The 15,660-nt window shown below is 48.4% G+C and carries 11 protein-coding genes; 2 read left to right on the top strand and 9 right to left on the bottom strand.

Features of this window, described 5'->3' with window-relative positions; all coding sequences use genetic code 11:
- The first annotated feature begins 108 nt into the window (after nucleotides 1-108).
- Nucleotides 109-1,002, top strand: a complete 894-nt coding sequence (locus FYJ39_RS13585; RefSeq protein ID WP_353954616.1) for a DegV family protein — start codon at nucleotides 109-111, stop codon at nucleotides 1,000-1,002.
- Nucleotides 1,003-1,278: 276 nt separating this feature from the next.
- Here the strand turns inward: FYJ39_RS13585 and cptIN are convergent, their stop codons facing one another.
- The gene (cptIN, locus tag FYJ39_RS13580; protein ID WP_154473014.1) at nucleotides 1,279-1,755 is read right to left on the bottom strand and encodes a type III toxin-antitoxin system CptIN family toxin; all 477 of its coding nucleotides are present in this window, start codon (nucleotides 1,753-1,755) and stop codon (nucleotides 1,279-1,281) included.
- Between the two features lie 233 nt (nucleotides 1,756-1,988).
- Between cptIN and FYJ39_RS13575 the strand changes: the two genes are divergently transcribed.
- Complete coding sequence (locus tag FYJ39_RS13575; RefSeq protein ID WP_353847241.1) at nucleotides 1,989-2,480, top strand: DUF4368 domain-containing protein; 492 nt, start codon at nucleotides 1,989-1,991, stop codon at nucleotides 2,478-2,480.
- A 32-nt stretch (nucleotides 2,481-2,512) separates the two neighbouring features.
- On the opposite strand, the gene FYJ39_RS13570 is transcribed toward FYJ39_RS13575, so the two are convergent.
- The 8 genes from FYJ39_RS13570 to ileS form a co-directional block, all read right to left on the bottom strand.
- Entirely contained in the window at nucleotides 2,513-3,355 is an 843-nt protein-coding gene (locus FYJ39_RS13570; protein WP_154473013.1) for a DUF368 domain-containing protein, read from the bottom strand.
- A gap of 231 nt (nucleotides 3,356-3,586) precedes the next feature.
- Nucleotides 3,587-3,901, bottom strand: coding sequence for a hypothetical protein (locus tag FYJ39_RS13565; RefSeq protein ID WP_235919844.1), 315 nt, complete (start codon nucleotides 3,899-3,901; stop codon nucleotides 3,587-3,589).
- A 206-nt stretch (nucleotides 3,902-4,107) separates the two neighbouring features.
- Entirely contained in the window at nucleotides 4,108-6,576 is a 2,469-nt protein-coding gene (locus tag FYJ39_RS13560; protein ID WP_154473012.1) for a homocysteine S-methyltransferase family protein, read from the bottom strand.
- A gap of 109 nt (nucleotides 6,577-6,685) precedes the next feature.
- Nucleotides 6,686-7,720 carry a threonine aldolase family protein gene (locus FYJ39_RS13555; protein ID WP_154473011.1) on the bottom strand — a complete coding sequence of 345 codons (1,035 nt, stop codon included), beginning with the start codon at nucleotides 7,718-7,720 and terminating at the stop codon, nucleotides 6,686-6,688.
- 148 nt (nucleotides 7,721-7,868) lie between these two features.
- A complete protein-coding gene (locus tag FYJ39_RS13550) occupies nucleotides 7,869-8,537 on the bottom strand; it encodes a vitamin B12 dependent-methionine synthase activation domain-containing protein (RefSeq protein WP_154473010.1) in 669 nt (222 codons plus the stop codon).
- 25 nt (nucleotides 8,538-8,562) lie between these two features.
- Entirely contained in the window at nucleotides 8,563-9,420 is an 858-nt protein-coding gene (gene metF / locus FYJ39_RS13545; RefSeq protein ID WP_154473009.1) for a methylenetetrahydrofolate reductase [NAD(P)H], read from the bottom strand.
- Between the two features lie 118 nt (nucleotides 9,421-9,538).
- A complete protein-coding gene (locus FYJ39_RS13540) occupies nucleotides 9,539-11,998 on the bottom strand; it encodes a glycogen/starch/alpha-glucan phosphorylase (protein ID WP_235919843.1) in 2,460 nt (819 codons plus the stop codon).
- 55 nt (nucleotides 11,999-12,053) lie between these two features.
- Entirely contained in the window at nucleotides 12,054-15,188 is a 3,135-nt protein-coding gene (gene ileS / locus FYJ39_RS13535; RefSeq protein ID WP_154473008.1) for an isoleucine--tRNA ligase, read from the bottom strand.
- Between the last annotated feature and the right edge of the window lie 472 nt (nucleotides 15,189-15,660).

Below are 15,660 nucleotides of genomic sequence, written 5' to 3'. Positions count from 1 at the left end.
AAATCTCCTTCCTTGACCAGTGCTAGTTGTATTTGACATTCCCCCCCTGGTCATGCTATACTTTTTTCAGAATAAACACATTCATACGTTAAACATTTAAAGGAGCAAATGATGAACAACCCCTATGCCATAACCTGCTGTTCTACAGCTGATTTACCGGAAAGCTATCTCACAGAACGAAAGATCCCTTATGCCTGCTTTCATTTTCAAATCAACGGAATGGAATTCAACGATGATTTAGGATGCTCTATACCCATTGAAGAATTTTACAAAAAAATCCGGGACGGCGCCACACCCACCACCTCCCAGGTAAATCCTGAACAATATGAAGCCATGTTTGAGCCTTTGCTGAAGGAAGGGAAGGATATCATCCATCTTACCCTGTCCTCAGGCATCTCCGGCACCTACAACTCTGCCGTCATTGCCAGAGACGAGATGTTGGAGCGTTATCCTAATCGCCGCATTGAGGTTATAGATTCCCTCACTGCATCAGCCGGTTACGGCCTTCTGGTGGACACGTCCTGGGAAAAAATGCAGGCAGGCTTAAGCTTTGAAGAGTTAACTGCATGGATTAGGGAGAATCGTCTCAGGCTTCAAAGCTGGTTCTTCACCTCAGATCTGACCCATCTTAGGCGGGGCGGACGTCTCTCTGCCTCTGCGGCCTTTTTGGGCAATATGCTGAATATATGCCCTCTGATGAATATTAATTTTGAAGGCAAGCTGACTCCCCGCGAAAAATGCAGAGGCAAGAAAAAGGTAATCCGCGAAATGATAAAGCGGATGGAAGAACATGCGGAACATGGTTCAGACTACAGCGGCAAATGCTTCCTGTCCCATTCCTCCTGCCTGGAGGACGCTAGGACAGCAGCAGCCCTGATCGAAGAAGCCTTTCCCCGTATAAACGGCAAAGTATTTATTGTGGATATTGGAACCGTCATAGGCGCTCATACAGGGCCGGGCACAGTGGCCCTGTTCTACTGGGGCGATGAGCGCAGCGATTAAGGCAAAAAAAAAAAAGGGGGGGGGGGATGTCATTTGGCGAACGCCGATAAGGAAGTTTTGGAAACAAATTGACCTAACGACTGACAAACAGGGTTACAAGTCAAGACCACCCGCTTAGCGGGTGGTCTTGACTCATCTGCTGCCTTTTTCTTTGGTATCAATACTTCTGGGCGTTCTGCCTTTTTGCTCGTCAGTGAGCTTGGCTAATTTTTCTCTGACGCTCGGCTTTTGGTTACCCGGTACAGATGGCGCACTCTGGGTTTGCGTAAGCGTAAGCTACTGCTGTTCAAGACCACGATATATCTTGAACACATCTGGAAAAATCACTTTTGCTCCACGCTTTGCCATAGCTAAGACATCTCGTGCATTTTTAATCACATCAGCAGCCACACGGTTGTCAATCCGGATCGGGCAATCATTCTTATCTATGTATGGGGTAAGATATTTGTTGGTTGCCGGACACATATTCTGGATTAAAAAAGCTGTATTTCTTCCGAGTACCGTTCCGAAACGAATGGTATTGCAGCGTCCATATTTTTTGATTTTGTCCTGTTCAACCCGCTTGAACTTTTCGTATTGGGATGAAATGGGAACAATCCAGTAAATATCCGGGATTTTGGAATCGGGAAAAGTAAAAAAGCAAGGACGTTTGTACGGAGAACCGTCTATCATATCCTTGTTTTTCATCAGCTTATCATCGGGAAAATCCAGATAATACTGATCTGACAAAAAATAAAATTGAGCTTCGAGCATAGAGATACCTCCCGGACAAAAGTAAAGCCCTGCCTTTCGACAGGGCTCTACAAACATTTTAATCCCGAACATTTATAAGCCGCATATCGGGGAGCGACACTATTTGTAGTCCTGACCACTTATAAGCCGCATATCAGGAAGCGAACACTATTTTATGGGTATCCCTACCCTGTACTATTATTATACGCAGTCGCTTCAATTATGTCAATAGTTCTCTGTTCTTTGACGATGCTATGGCATTTGAGGAAGCCGCGAAAAAGCAGCGTTTTCAAGAAGCTGAAAGAGAAGCCAAGAAACGCAAACGTGAAATTGCCCAAGCAGAAAAACGCATTGCCGAACTTGACCGCATTTTCAAGCGCATTTATGAGGATGAAATCAGCGGCGCGATCAGCCATGAACGGTTCTTAAAACTCTCTGCCGACTATGAAGCGGAACAAAGAGAACTGACAGAGCAAGTGAAGATATGGCGGGAAGCGGTAGAAACCTTTGAACAGGATCAAGCCGACTTTGACAGCTTTGCAGCCATTGTACGGAAGTATGTGGGCATTCGTGAACTGATGCCCACCATTGTCAATGAGTTTGTAAAGAAAATCATCGTCCATGCGCCGGACAAGTCCAGCGGCCATCGCAGGCAGAAAATTGAACTTGTGTGGAACTTCATCGGAGAAGCCGATCTACCGGGCGACGATCAGACCGTGGAACGACAAAAAAGCAGGACGGCATGACCTTTCAGCCATGCCGCCCTGCGACAATCAAATTACTTCCTTATGAGAGCGTGCCTTTCCCTCTGGCTTTCTTTCTTTGCCATCCCATACAAGGCTCCAAAGCCGGCTGCTGCTGCCAGCAGGCTGTACACAAGCTCAATCCCCCCTGGAACTTTCGGAAACAGCTCCGGCAGCGAGCCGAACATAAATCCAAGAATGATCAAATAAGTAGGCTGGGGGGCGTGCCTTATAAGCCTCTCCAGAACCTTTGTTGTAAGTAATATTCCTCCCACTGCTCCAAATCCCAGAGGAATCAGAGGAAGGATATGAAGAGCGCTTAAATTTCCGATTATGCTTTCGTAAATCCCAAGCATATAAAGCATCTGAGACACACTGATACCCGGAAGCACTAACCCCACAGCAATGATCAGTCCGCCTGCCAGCTGTATCAGAAGCTGCCCCGGACCAAAGCCGGCTCCCGGCTCAAAGAGTCCGGGCGGGAGAAGCTTCAAAAGCACCACAGCCATAATCCCTATGGCAGGATACATTACAGCTCCCAAATCCAGGCGGCGCACTCCCGCCTCCTTATATATCATAGGCACGCCTCCTGCCACCGCTCCCAGAAAAAAGAATCGCAAAGGCACATCCGCTCTGGTTGTAAACAGAAAACTGATAAAACGGGAAAACAGCACCATTCCTACCCCAGCCCCCAGTACAAAGGCTGTGAGAAAGGAGAAGTTCCGCCTGGGATTTCTGAAAAAGGAACTGACAGAGGTTATAAGGCGGTCATAAATTCCTAAGATCATAGCCATAGATCCGCCGCTGACGCCTGGAACCGTCATAGTTCCCCCAATCCATATTCCCTTTAAAACAGTAATAATATTCTCTCGATTCATCCATTCACTCCTTTACTTATTACCGGCACATTGTAGCATAGCCCTGCCGAAAAGTGAATTAATTTTCCGTATATATTTTATGCAGAATTCATTCCCCTTATTGACAACAGGAAAACACTTTTTTGCGAAGCAGGCAAAAGCTCTGCAAAGCAGGAGCCCGTCCTGCTTTGCAGAGCTTTTTAAACTATAACACTAAATCATATTCTATGTAAGAATCCATCCATTTTCTGATTAGTATTTCACAACAATGCCAACGCCGTTCTTGCAGGAGCCTGTGCTGCAGCTGCTTCCCTGGCAGGTATTTGTCTGGCAGTTTCCACCTTTGCAGTTCGGGTTAATACCGCACTGGGAATTGCCATCCGGTGCACATACGCCCATCTGTGCCAGAATTGAGTCCAGATTCTGACCACTCTTCTGGATGCGTACGTTTTTAGGGCAGTTAGGCTGATTATACTGACATGGATTATAGGTGTTTACATTTGCCATATTCGTACCGCAGCCTGAACCTAACATTGCGGCAAGTGCCATAGTTGATACTGATAACATAATTTGTACCTCGCTTTCTTGTTAAATGTTACAAATGTGTTTCTTTTTTGTTACAAAACCATTATAACACATTTTTTTCCATTTGTACCTGGGAGTTATTGGATTCTATACCATATTCTGGTTCATACAACAAAGTCCAATATTTGCCAGACAGACAGCCGCCCTGCCTTTGCGTTCAAAAAACGAGGTTCGCCGTTGACTTATCTTTATTTTACAAATATTTTCTCCGCATAATTCACAGATGCCATGGCATCCCGGCAATAGGCGTCGGAGCCGATGGTTCTGGCATATTCCTCTGTAAGAACGGCTCCTCCTACCATCACCTTTACTCCGGGCGCCTTGCCGTGGAGCTGGCGGATGGTTTCCTCCATACTTGGCACCGTGGTGGTCATAAGTGCGGAAAGTCCTACCAGGGACACCTTCTGCTCCACTGCTTCCTGGACGATCCGCTCCGGGGGAACATCCTTTCCCAAGTCGATAACATCATAGCTGTAATTCTCCAGCAGCACCTTTACGATATTTTTTCCGATATCATGAATATCCCCCTTAACAGTAGCTAGAATCACCTTCCCCTTTTTTTCCCGAACCTGTCCGCTGCTATCCATCCGGGACTTTATGACTTCAAAGGCAGCTTTGGCCGCCTCGGCGCTCATAAGAAGCTGCGGCAGGAATATGGTTCCTTTTTCAAAGCCCTTTCCCACATAATCCAGCGCAGGAATCATATCCCCGTTGATAATATCCAGCGGATCCTTTTCCTTTAAAAGAGCTGTCACCGACTCCTGAGCTCCTTCTCGCAGTCCCCTGGCGATGGAAATACCCAAAGCTCCCGCCGGCATGCTGCTGTCTCCTTTTGCAGCCCAGCCTGACCCGCCGCTTACTTCGGCTCCCTTTGAGCTGCCGCTTCCCCCTCTGCCGAGGGTCTGGCCCAGTCCGCTCACCTGACCGCCGTAGACACTGATATATTCACTGCACTGAGGGTCCAAATCCATCAATGCCTTAAAGCTATAGTAGGCCCGCATCATCGCCTCAGAATTAGGATTAATAATAGCCGCATTCAGCCCGGACTCCATCGCCATTGTAAAAAAAGCGGCATTGATAATTTCCCTCTGAGGCAGTCCAAAGGAAATATTGGAAACCCCCAGCACCGATTTACCCCCCAGCTCATCCCGGATACGCCGCAGGGTTTCCAGGGTGGTAAGGGCTCCTTTGCTGTCAGAGCTTACAGTCATACACAAACCGTCCAAAATGATATTCTCAGGCCCGATTCCGTAAGAGGACGCAGTCTCTATAATTTTACGCCCTACCTTGATTCTCCCCTCAGCCGTTTCAGGAATTCCATCCTCGTCCAGACATAAGCCCACTACCACGCCGCCGTATTTGGCTACCAGCGGAAACACCTGCTCCATTACCTCTTTCTTTCCATTGACCGAATTAATCAAAGGCTTTCCATTGTAAATACGCATTGCCCGCTCCATAGCAGCCATATCGGAGGTATCGATTTGAAGAGGCAGGTCGATAACGCTCTGAAGCTCCTGAACCACCTCCTCCATCATAGACGGCTCATCAATCTCAGGCAGTCCTACGTTCACATCCAGAACATCCGCTCCGTTGTCCTGCTGGCTTACGCCCTCCCTGAGTATATATTCCAGATTATGCTCACGCAAAGCCTGCTTAAACTTTGACTTGCCCGTAGGATTAATCCGCTCTCCGATAATCACAGGCCTGGATCCAATAACTACAGCCTGGGCATAGGAGGAAATTACAGTCCGCTTCTTAGGCTTTGGCCATTCAACCGGAATGTTTTTGCACCGCTTTACCGTCTCTCTGATATGGGCCGGCGTGGTTCCGCAGCAGCCTCCCACAATCACAGCTCCCATTAAGACCAGCTCCTCCATCACCCGGGCAAATTCTTTCTCATCAATATCATATACCGTCCTTCCGTTCTCACTTCTGGGCAGACCAGCGTTGGGATTGACCAGCACAGGGACAGAGGCTGCCTCCAGAATATCCTTTAAAATCCCTTTCATCTGAACCGGGCCCAGGCCGCAGTTAATGCCAAGTCCATCTACCCCCAGTCCCTCCAGCAAAGCGACGGTAGACTCCACGCTGCCCCCTGTAAGAAGCTTTCCCCTTTCATCATAAATGACCGTGGCAAACACCGGAAGCTGCTCCCCCGTCTCAGGAACCACTCCCCCTTCCTTCGCTCCCAGCACTGCTGCTTTCAGCTCATAGCTGTCACTCATGGTCTCTATCAGAATCAGATCAGCCCCCGCCTTCACACCGATTGTCACTACTTCCCTGTAAAGGCTCACTGCTTCCTCAAAGGGCAGATCTCCCAAGGGCTTCAAGAGCTTTCCGGTGGGGCCCAGATCCAGAGCTATCCATCCGTGTCCCGCTTCCCTGATGGCATCCCTGGCATTCTCTACCGCCGCTGTCACAATGTCTTCCAGATTCTCCTTGTATTTTAAGCGGTTAGCGCCAAAGGTATTGGTGGTAATCAGGTCTGCTCCCGCGTCCAAATACTCCTTATGAATCTCTTTCAAAACCTTCCGGTGGCTCAGATTCCAATGCTCCGGCAGCTCTCCGGCCACAAGCCCTCTTTCCTGAAGCATGCTTCCCATGCCTCCGTCGCAAAATATCCGGCGCTCCTTCATTGCATCTAATATACTATTCATCGTCAAATCCTCACTATAAGCACCTGGCGTCTGTCTCTTATACGCTTGTGCGGTACTTGTACGGTCTCTTCTAATGCCTGTTTTAGCTGCTTCTTCCGGCAGTTTCCTTCTAACTGTTTAATATATCCCTGACCAGAGCGTCCACATGCTCCTCTCTGGTAATCCAGCTGGTGCACAGGCGGATTGCCGTATGGCCTTCATCCACCCTTCCCTGATGGGTATAGCTGTACTTACCCTTCCACTGCTTTAGCACGCTGTCCGGCATAATGGGGAATACCTGATTGGTGGTATTGTACACCAAAAGGGGATAGCCCTTCTTCTCACAGGCGGCTCTGATCCTCCCTGCCAGCCTGTCCCCATGGGCTCCCAGTTCAAAGTACAGCCCATCCCTTAAAAGCTCTATGAACTGCAGGCCCAAAAGCCTTCCCTTGGCAAGCATGCCTCCTCTCTGCTTTATGTGGTAGCGGAAGTCCGTCATCAGCTCCTTATTGGTAATCACAACCGCCTCCCCGAATAAAGCTCCAACCTTGGTTCCTCCGATATAAAACACATCACAGCTGGAGGACAAAACGGGCAGATCCACATCATTTCCCTCTGCTGCCAGCCCATAGCCAAGACGCGCTCCATCTACAAAAAGATACAGCTTATGCTTCCTGCAGACGGCCTGCAAAGCCTCCAGCTCCCCTCTTGTGTATATAGTTCCCAGCTCTGTGGGATTGGAAATATACACCAGCTTCGGCTGTACTGTGTGTTCAAAGCTCTCATCCTTTGCATGGGCTGTATACAGCTCCTCCACCTGCTCTGCCCTCACCTTTCCATCCTCAGAGGGAAGGGCCAAAATCTTATGACCGGTAGCCTCGATAGCCCCTGTTTCATGGACATTAATATGTCCCGACACAGCGGCCACAACTCCCTGATGAGGACGCAGGGCCGCCGCAATCACCGTCTGGTTAGCCTGAGTGCCTCCTACCAGGAAATGGACAGCCGCATCCTCCTTTTTGCAAAGCTTCCTTATAATATCTCCCGCCTCCTGACAGTAAATATCCTCCCCATATCCCGGCGTCTGCTCCAGATTGGTTTCTGCCAGCTTCCTCAAAATACGCTCATGAGCTCCTTCACTGTAATCACAATTAAAACGTATCATATTTATATCCATTCCTTTCGCTACGCTCAGATATAGAACGTATGAAAAAGCGGTTCGCACCGAGCATTTTGTGTTATGTATTGAAATTCCTGTTCAGTCCAGGCCGAACATCCATTGCATTCAGGCATTACGAGGATTGACCGCTGCCTTATTTATGATCTCCACTCTGCCTGCGGTAAGCACAGTCCTTCTTGCCACACGCCTCGCAGCCCTTTACATCGCACCGGTAAGCCTTACCGCTGATTCCCATCACAGCCGTAACCGACTTGGAGGGCATCATAAGCAGGCTGTCCGTCAGCTTAATCCCAATTCGCTTCCCTGCCTCCAGAGCCCCCAGCAGAGCCGTCTGACACTCCAGAGGAAAGTCTCCGTACCCTGGACTGAACCTGGGCCGCAAATACCTTCCCTCCGCCTCATATCTCTGCCTCAAATTCCTGCACGTCTCATCACAATACTCCTCAATCATAGCAGCCGCAGCAGCTTGCATAACCACCGCCTTACTCATCTGAAGCCGGTTGTATTTTTGTATCAACTGATCCGCCCCCGTTCCCAGGGTGGCCGCAAACACAAGAATTGACTCACAGTCCTTTAAATTCCTTGCAAGATTTTTGCTGTGGGTCTGAAAACAGCAGCCGTCTATGACGTCCCTCTCCCCAAGTACCAGCGGAAATTCCTGAACCAGATGCTTGGGGGCAGCCCCGCAAAACAGCTCTTCAATGCACTGCTCCACCAGCCCCATAACCGTCTCATCCGCCTCGTGGCCTCTATACCCCAGATAACGAAGCACCTCTCTCCTGTTAATGCTGTCCGCTTCCATCCATACCTCCTAACGCCGCTTTTCATCAGAGTATCTCTGACAGATTTTCTTTAATCTTCATAGCCACATCCGGCTTATTCATAGAATATACATGGATTCCCTTTACTCCGTTGGCAATAAGATCAATGATCTGATCTGTAGCATAGGCGATTCCCGCCTGCTTCATGGCATTTGGATTATCTCCAAATTTATCTACAATGGACATAAATCTGGATGGCAGGTATGTACCTGACATCTTTGTAATTCTTTTAATCTGCCTTGCGTTTGTTACAGGCATGATGCCGGCAATCACCGGCACCGTAATTCCCTTTTCCCGGATACGGTACAGATAGCTGTACAGAATACTGTTATCAAAGAACATTTGAGTCGTGACAAAATCACAGCCCGCCTCTACCTTCTGCTTCAAATAATCCATATCCGCCGCCTTATTGGCAGACTCTACATGCCCCTCCGGATAACAGGCCGCCCCGATACAGAAATCCCCGGAACGTTTGATTTCCCGTATCAGCTCCGAAGCATAGTGATACGCCTTGGGCATCCCCTTATCCTCCGGTATATCTCCTCTCAAGGCCAGAATATTTTCAATGTTCTCTTTTTTCAGCTCCGCCAATACCTGAGCTACCTTTTCTCTTGTAGAGGATACACAGGTCAGATGAGCCAGAGGCGTCACTCCGTACTTCCTCTGCAAATCGGATGCGATTCCCACCGTATAGTCGCTGGTTCCTCCTCCCGCTCCATAGGTAACGCTCATGAACGAAGGCTTCAGCCCGGCAATTTCCTTCGCTGCCTTCTCCACGGTTTCATAAGCGTCCTCCGTTTTGGGAGGAAACACCTCAAAGGACAGAGTAGGCTTATCCTCTGCCAATATATCACGTATTTTCAATTCCAAGCTCCTCCTTTTTTCGTCTGGCTCCTTCCATCCGGCCCTTTACCCTTTTTTAAATGCCCCGGCGCACCTATTGTATCAGGATTGCCGGAGCATATGTCTCGAAGGGTGGCTCTTACATTTCCACCGTCACCTTGTTCAGATGCCATATATCCTTTACATACTCCTCAATGGTTCTGTCGGAAGTAAACTTACCGCTGTTAGCCACATTCAGGATGGCAGCCTTAGCCCACCACGCTTCATCTCTGTAGGCTTCGTCGATCCGCTGGTGGGCTTTTGCATAGGAACGAAAATCCTTTAATATAAAATAGGTATCCGCTCTATCACTGCTTTTAGTATTCAGCAGGGAATCATAGATATCCCTGAACAGCTCCGGATTATCCGGCCCATAGTAGCCGTTAATCAGCTGCATCAGCACCCGGCGTATTTCCTGGTCATTATTAAAAATATCCATTGGGACGTAGCCGCCGTTCTTTTCGTAGTTAATAACCTCCTCGGAGGACATGCCAAAGATAAAGGCATTGTCTGCTCCTACCTCCTCCACAATCTCTACATTAGCTCCATCCATGGTTCCTAACGTCAGAGCTCCGTTGAGCATAAACTTCATGTTGCTTGTTCCAGAAGCCTCCTTGCTGGCCGTGGAAATCTGCTCGCTTACGTCGGCAGCTGCAAATATCAGCTCCGCGTTGGATACCCGGTAATCCTCTATAAATACTACCTTAAGCTTTCCCTTAATCGATCGGTCATTGTTTATCACATCCGCTACGGAGTTAATCAGCTTTATAGTCAGCTTCGCCCTCTTATAGCCAGCTGCCGCCTTGGCTCCGAAAATAAAGGTTCTGGGAACCATATCCATATCCGGGTTATCCTTCAGCTGATTATACAAGTACATTACATGTAAAATATTCATCAGCTGGCGCTTATACTCATGAAGCCTCTTAACCTGCACATCGAAAATAGACCTGGGATCTACTTCAATGCCATTGTGCTCCATAATATAATTAGCCAGACGAATCTTGTTCTGATACTTGATATTCAAAAACTCCTGCTGGCATTTCCGATCCTCCGCATAGATCTCCAGCTTCTTGATATGAGGCAGATTCGTAATCCACTCATTTCCTATCTTGGAAGTTACCCAATCAGCCAGCAGCGGGTTGCCATGAAGAAGGAACCTTCTCTGGGTAATGCCGTTGGTCTTATTGTTGAACTTCTCTGGCATCATCTCATAAAAATCCTTCAGCTCCTGATGTTTCAGAATCTCTGTGTGAAGCCTTGCAACACCGTTGACGGAAAAGCTGGCAGCAATGGCCATATAAGCCATTTTTACCTGTCCATCATAGATAATAGACATCTTCCGCAGCTTTTCCTGATTACCAGGATACACAGCCTGTATCTGGTTCTGGAACCTGCGGTTAATCTCCTCCACGATTTGATAAATACGGGGCAGAAGCCGTGAAAATAGTTCAATGGGCCATTTCTCCAGCGCCTCAGACATAATGGTATGATTCGTGTAAGCGCAGGTTTTGGCAGTTACTTCCCATGCCTCGTCCCAACTAAGGCCCTCCTCGTCCAAAAGAATACGCATTAATTCCGGAATTGCCACGGTGGGATGCGTATCATTTAGCTGGAATACTACCTTCTCATAAAATCTGCGGATATCCTCATGCTTTTCCTTGTACTTGGCAACGGCTCTCTGTACGCTGGCAGAGATAAAGAAATACTGCTGCTTTAAGCGCAGCTCCTTGCCTGCGTAATGATTATCATTTGGATACAGCACCTCTACAATGGTTTTGGCAAGGTTTTCCTGCTCCACAGCCTTCTGGTAATCTCCCCGGTCAAAGGAATCCAGATTAAAGGTATTGATAGGCTGCGCGTCCCAGATACGCAGGGTATTCACCACATTATTGCCGTATCCAATCACCGGAAGATCATAGGGAACTGCCCGCACGGACTGATAGCCCTCCTGAATAAAGTGGTTTACTCCATTCTGATTTTCAATGCGCACATATCCGCCGAATTTGACCTCCTGGGCATACTCGGATCTGCGGATTTCAAAGGGATTGCCGTCCTTTAACCACTCATCCGGAACCTCCACCTGATAGCCATTCTCTATCTTCTGCTTGAACATACCGTAACGGTAACGGATGCCGCAGCCATATGCAGGATAGCCCAAAGTTGCCAGAGAATCCAGAAAGCAGGCCGCCAGACGGCCCAGGCCGCCGTTTCCAAGAGCTGCGTCAGGCTCCTGATCCTCAATCACATTCAGATCAACCCCCAGCTCTTTCAGAACCTCCCTAATCTCATCCCGCGCACAGATATTAATGATATTATTACCAAGGGCGCGTCCCATAAGAAACTCCATGGACAAATAGTATACCGTTTTGACATCTTGCTTCTCATATTCCTTGTGGGTGGCAATCCACTCATCAATGATCACATCCTTTACCGCATAAGCAACTGCCTGAAACACCTGCTGAGGCGAAGCCTCATCAATGGTTCTGCGGAACATGTTCTTTACATTGTATATGACGCTGTATTTAAAGGTTTCCCTGTCAAATCCCATATGATTATTCATCGGTCATCCTCCTCCTGCTTTCTATTGATACGCATTTATTTCTCCGACGGTTCATTTATTTCATCGTCCTTTCAACCCCCAGCGTCACACTCTCGCCATTGATGTTCCAATCCCTGACAAAGCCCTTCATCTGTCCCAGACAAATACGGTCCGCCATAACCTCGGCTTTAACGGCATCTGCATGAACCTTTAAAAGCTCCGCAAGCCGGTCATTTCCATCCTGGTAGACCGTGATATGATCCATCACCTCAAACCCGGCTTCCTTGCGCATCGTCTGAATTTTGCTGATTAATTCCCGGACAAACCCTTCCTCAATCAGCTCCTGAGTCAGATTTGTATCCAGCACGACAGTCATATAATTATCTTCCTCTGTAACATAACCATCCTTTTGAGCCACATCAATCAGCAGATCCTCCTTTGTCAGAACAACCTCCCGTCCCTCCAGCTCAAAGGTCAGTCTGCCCTTCTCATTCAGAGCGTCCATAGCTTCGCTTCCGTTCAGCTCTGATAGCCTCTGGCGGATGTGGTTGATAAGCTTCCCATACCTGGGTCCCAGGGTCTTTAACTGCGGCCTAAAGGTATAGGAGGTAAATGCCCTCACATCCTCTGTAAACTCCACCTTCTTTACATTGAGCTCTTCCTCAATAATCCTTACATAAAAATCAGAAAGGGAATGATCTGCCTTCACATACATAGAAGCAATAGGCTGGCGATTCTTAATACCGGCGGTATTTCTGGCGGCCCGTCCCATAACGACAGCCTTCAGCACCTCGTCCATATCCGACTCCAGTCTGGCGTTCATCCACTCCTCCTGAACCTCGGGGAAATCGCAGAGATGGACGCTCTCTGGAGCAGACGGATCAATAGTTCTTACCAGGTTCTGATAAATCTGCTCTGTCATGAAGGGAATCATAGGGGCGGCTGTCTTGGCTGTGGTCACCAGAGCAGTATAAAGGGTCATATAGGCATTGATCTTATCCTGCTCCATTCCCTTTGCCCAAAAACGCTCACGGCTTCTGCGGACATACCAGTTGCTCATATCATCCACAAATTCCTGGAGAGCCCTTGCAGCCTCTGGAATCTGGTAATTCATCAGGCTGCTGTCTACAGTCTTCACCATGGAATTCATCTTGGAAAGCAGCCATTGATCCATTACAGGCAGCTTATCGTACTCCAGGCTGTACTTCGTAGCGTCAAACTGATCAATATTTGCATAGAGTACCCAGAAAGCATAGGTATTCCACAGCGTACCCATAAATTTGCGCTGTCCCTCCGTCACCGCCTTATCCTGATAACGCTTTGGAAGCCAGGGAGCGCTGCAGGTATAGAAAAACCAACGGACAGCGTCTGCGCCGTGGGCGGCCAGGGTATCAAAGGGATCCACGGAATTTCCCTTGGACTTGCTCATCTTCTGTCCGTTTTCATCCAGAACCAGGCCCAACACTACTACATTTTCATAAGGCGCCTTGTTAAAGAGAAGGGTGGACTCAGCCAGAAGGGAATAGAACCAGCCGCGGGTCTGATCCACAGCCTCAGAGATAAACTGGGCCGGGAACTGGGACTCGAAAAGCTCCTTATTCTCAAATGGGTAATGGTACTGCGCAAAGGGCATGGCGCCGGAATCGAACCAGCAGTCAATCACTTCAGGCACACGCTTCATGGCCTTGCCGCACTTCGGGCATTTGATATGAACCGCGTCGATAAATGGCCGGTGAAGCTCAATGTCCTCCGGGCAGTCATCAGACAGGCTCTTTAATTCCCCGATGCTTCCGATTGAGTGCTGATGGCCACATTCACACTCCCAAATATTTAAGGGAGTCCCCCAGTAACGGTTTCTGGAAATGCCCCAATCCTGAATATTCTCCAGCCAGTCACCGAAACGGCCCTTTCCGATGGAGTCAGGAACCCAGTTAATGGTATTGTTGTTGCGGATCAGGTCGTCCTTTACAGCGGTCATTCGGATAAACCAGGACTCTCTCGCATAGTAGATCAGAGGCGTGCCGCATCTCCAGCAATGGGGATAGCTGTGCTCAAAATTGGGAGCCGCAAGGAGAAGGCCTCTTTCTTTTAAGTCCTTCAATACCATGGTATCCGCTTCCTTGACGAAGGTTCCTGCAAAGGGCGTTTCCTCCGTCATATTGCCCTGGGCGTCAACCAGCTGAACAAAGGGCAGATTATACTGGCGGCCTACATTAGCGTCATCCTCACCAAAGGCAGGAGCAATATGGACAATACCTGTACCATCTGTCAGCGTAACGTAATCCGCGCAGACTACATAAAAGGCTTTCTTATGCTGCTTCTCACAAAGAGGAACGGAGCAATCATAAAGAGGCTCATACTCCTTAAACTCCAGCTCCCTGCCCTTGTAGCGCTTTAGAATCTCAAAACTCTCCCCCAGAACCGTCTCTGCCAGAGCCTGGGCGATATAATAGGTATACCCCTCTCCTGTCTTAACCTTTACATAGTCCTCCTTCGGGTTTACACAGAGCGCCAGATTGCTTGGAAGTGTCCAGGGCGTAGTTGTCCATGCCAGAATATAGGCGTCCTCATCCTTTACCTTAAACCGGGCAATGGCGGAACGTTCCTTTACCTCCTTATAGCCCTGAGCCACCTCATGGGAGGACAGGGGAGTGCCGCAGCGGGGGCAGTAGGGAACTACCTTAAAGCCCTTGTACAAAAGTCCCTTTTCCCAAATCTGCTTCAGCGCCCACCATTCAGACTCGATGAAATTATTCTCGTAGGTTACATATGGTTCCTCCATATCTGCCCAAAAGCCAACCGTATTAGAGAAATCCTCCCACATCCCCTTATACTTCCAGACGCTTTTCTTACATTCTCCAATAAAGGGTTCCAGGCCATACTCTTCTATCTGCTCCTTACCGTCCAGCCCCAGCTTCTTCTCCACCTCCAGCTCCACAGGGAGTCCGTGGGTATCCCAGCCGGCCTTACGGGGAACCATATAGCCCTTCATGGCGCGGTATCTGGGAATCATGTCCTTGATCACCCGTGTTTCCACGTGGCCGATATGGGGCTTCCCATTAGCGGTAGGAGGTCCGTCATAGAACACGTAGGGCTTACAGCCCTCCCGCATCCTGATGCTTTTCTCAAAAATATGCTCATTTTCCCAAAACTTCTCTACTTCCTTTTCCCTTTCCACAAACTTAAGATCTGTGGAGACTTTTTCATACATTCTGTGATTCCTCCGTTCTTGTTATAATTATTATTTATGGTAGTTCCTGTTAAAACAAAAAGGCTTCCGTCCTCTAACAGGACGAAAGCCATAGATTACCTTCGTTTAACCACCTATTACTCCATACCATCATATGAGCTCCCTTAACGCTGGAATTACGTCCCGGCTTACCCTGGGCCACTGCCTAAGCTTTCAGCCGGACAGCTCCGGAGTGATTTTCAGTGCTGCGCTACTGGCGCCGGTTTTCCACCCTCCCCAGCTCTCTGAAGCGTTCCCGCAGTCCTACTGTCTCCATCAAAGCTTTTTCTATTTAACCTCTTTATTATAATAATGCTGCTGGAAATTGTCAACCTTATCGTGAGGATTTTGTATCTCTTGTCCGCATTTCTCTTTAAGGCTCTATCATTAAACAGTCAGTCAGGTTTGTTATTTTTTTAACATTTCTTTTATCTTTTATAAGATTTGTGCTATA

Source organism: Clostridium porci (assembly GCF_009696375.1).
GTDB lineage: Bacteria > Bacillota > Clostridia > Lachnospirales > Lachnospiraceae > Enterocloster > Enterocloster porci.
This window is presented reverse-complemented; position numbering and strand designations above follow the sequence as displayed.

Excerpts from the sequence above, each read along its gene's own strand:
- FYJ39_RS13565 (WP_235919844.1), bottom strand. The coding sequence starts at position 3,901 with ATGTTATCAGTATCAACTATGGCACTTGCCGCAATGTTAGGTTCAGGC.
- FYJ39_RS13570 (WP_154473013.1), bottom strand. The coding sequence starts at position 3,355 with ATGAATCGAGAGAATATTATTACTGTTTTAAAGGGAATATGGATTGGG.
- FYJ39_RS13550 (WP_154473010.1), bottom strand. The coding sequence starts at position 8,537 with ATGGAAGCGGACAGCATTAACAGGAGAGAGGTGCTTCGTTATCTGGGG.
- FYJ39_RS13560 (WP_154473012.1), bottom strand. The coding sequence starts at position 6,576 with ATGAATAGTATATTAGATGCAATGAAGGAGCGCCGGATATTTTGCGAC.
- FYJ39_RS13555 (WP_154473011.1), bottom strand. The coding sequence starts at position 7,720 with ATGATACGTTTTAATTGTGATTACAGTGAAGGAGCTCATGAGCGTATT.
- FYJ39_RS13585 (WP_353954616.1), top strand. The coding sequence starts at position 109 with ATGATGAACAACCCCTATGCCATAACCTGCTGTTCTACAGCTGATTTA.
- FYJ39_RS13540 (WP_235919843.1), bottom strand. The coding sequence starts at position 11,998 with ATGAATAATCATATGGGATTTGACAGGGAAACCTTTAAATACAGCGTC.
- FYJ39_RS13575 (WP_353847241.1), top strand. The coding sequence starts at position 1,989 with ATGGCATTTGAGGAAGCCGCGAAAAAGCAGCGTTTTCAAGAAGCTGAA.
- ileS (WP_154473008.1), bottom strand. The coding sequence starts at position 15,188 with ATGTATGAAAAAGTCTCCACAGATCTTAAGTTTGTGGAAAGGGAAAAG.
- cptIN (WP_154473014.1), bottom strand. The coding sequence starts at position 1,755 with ATGCTCGAAGCTCAATTTTATTTTTTGTCAGATCAGTATTATCTGGAT.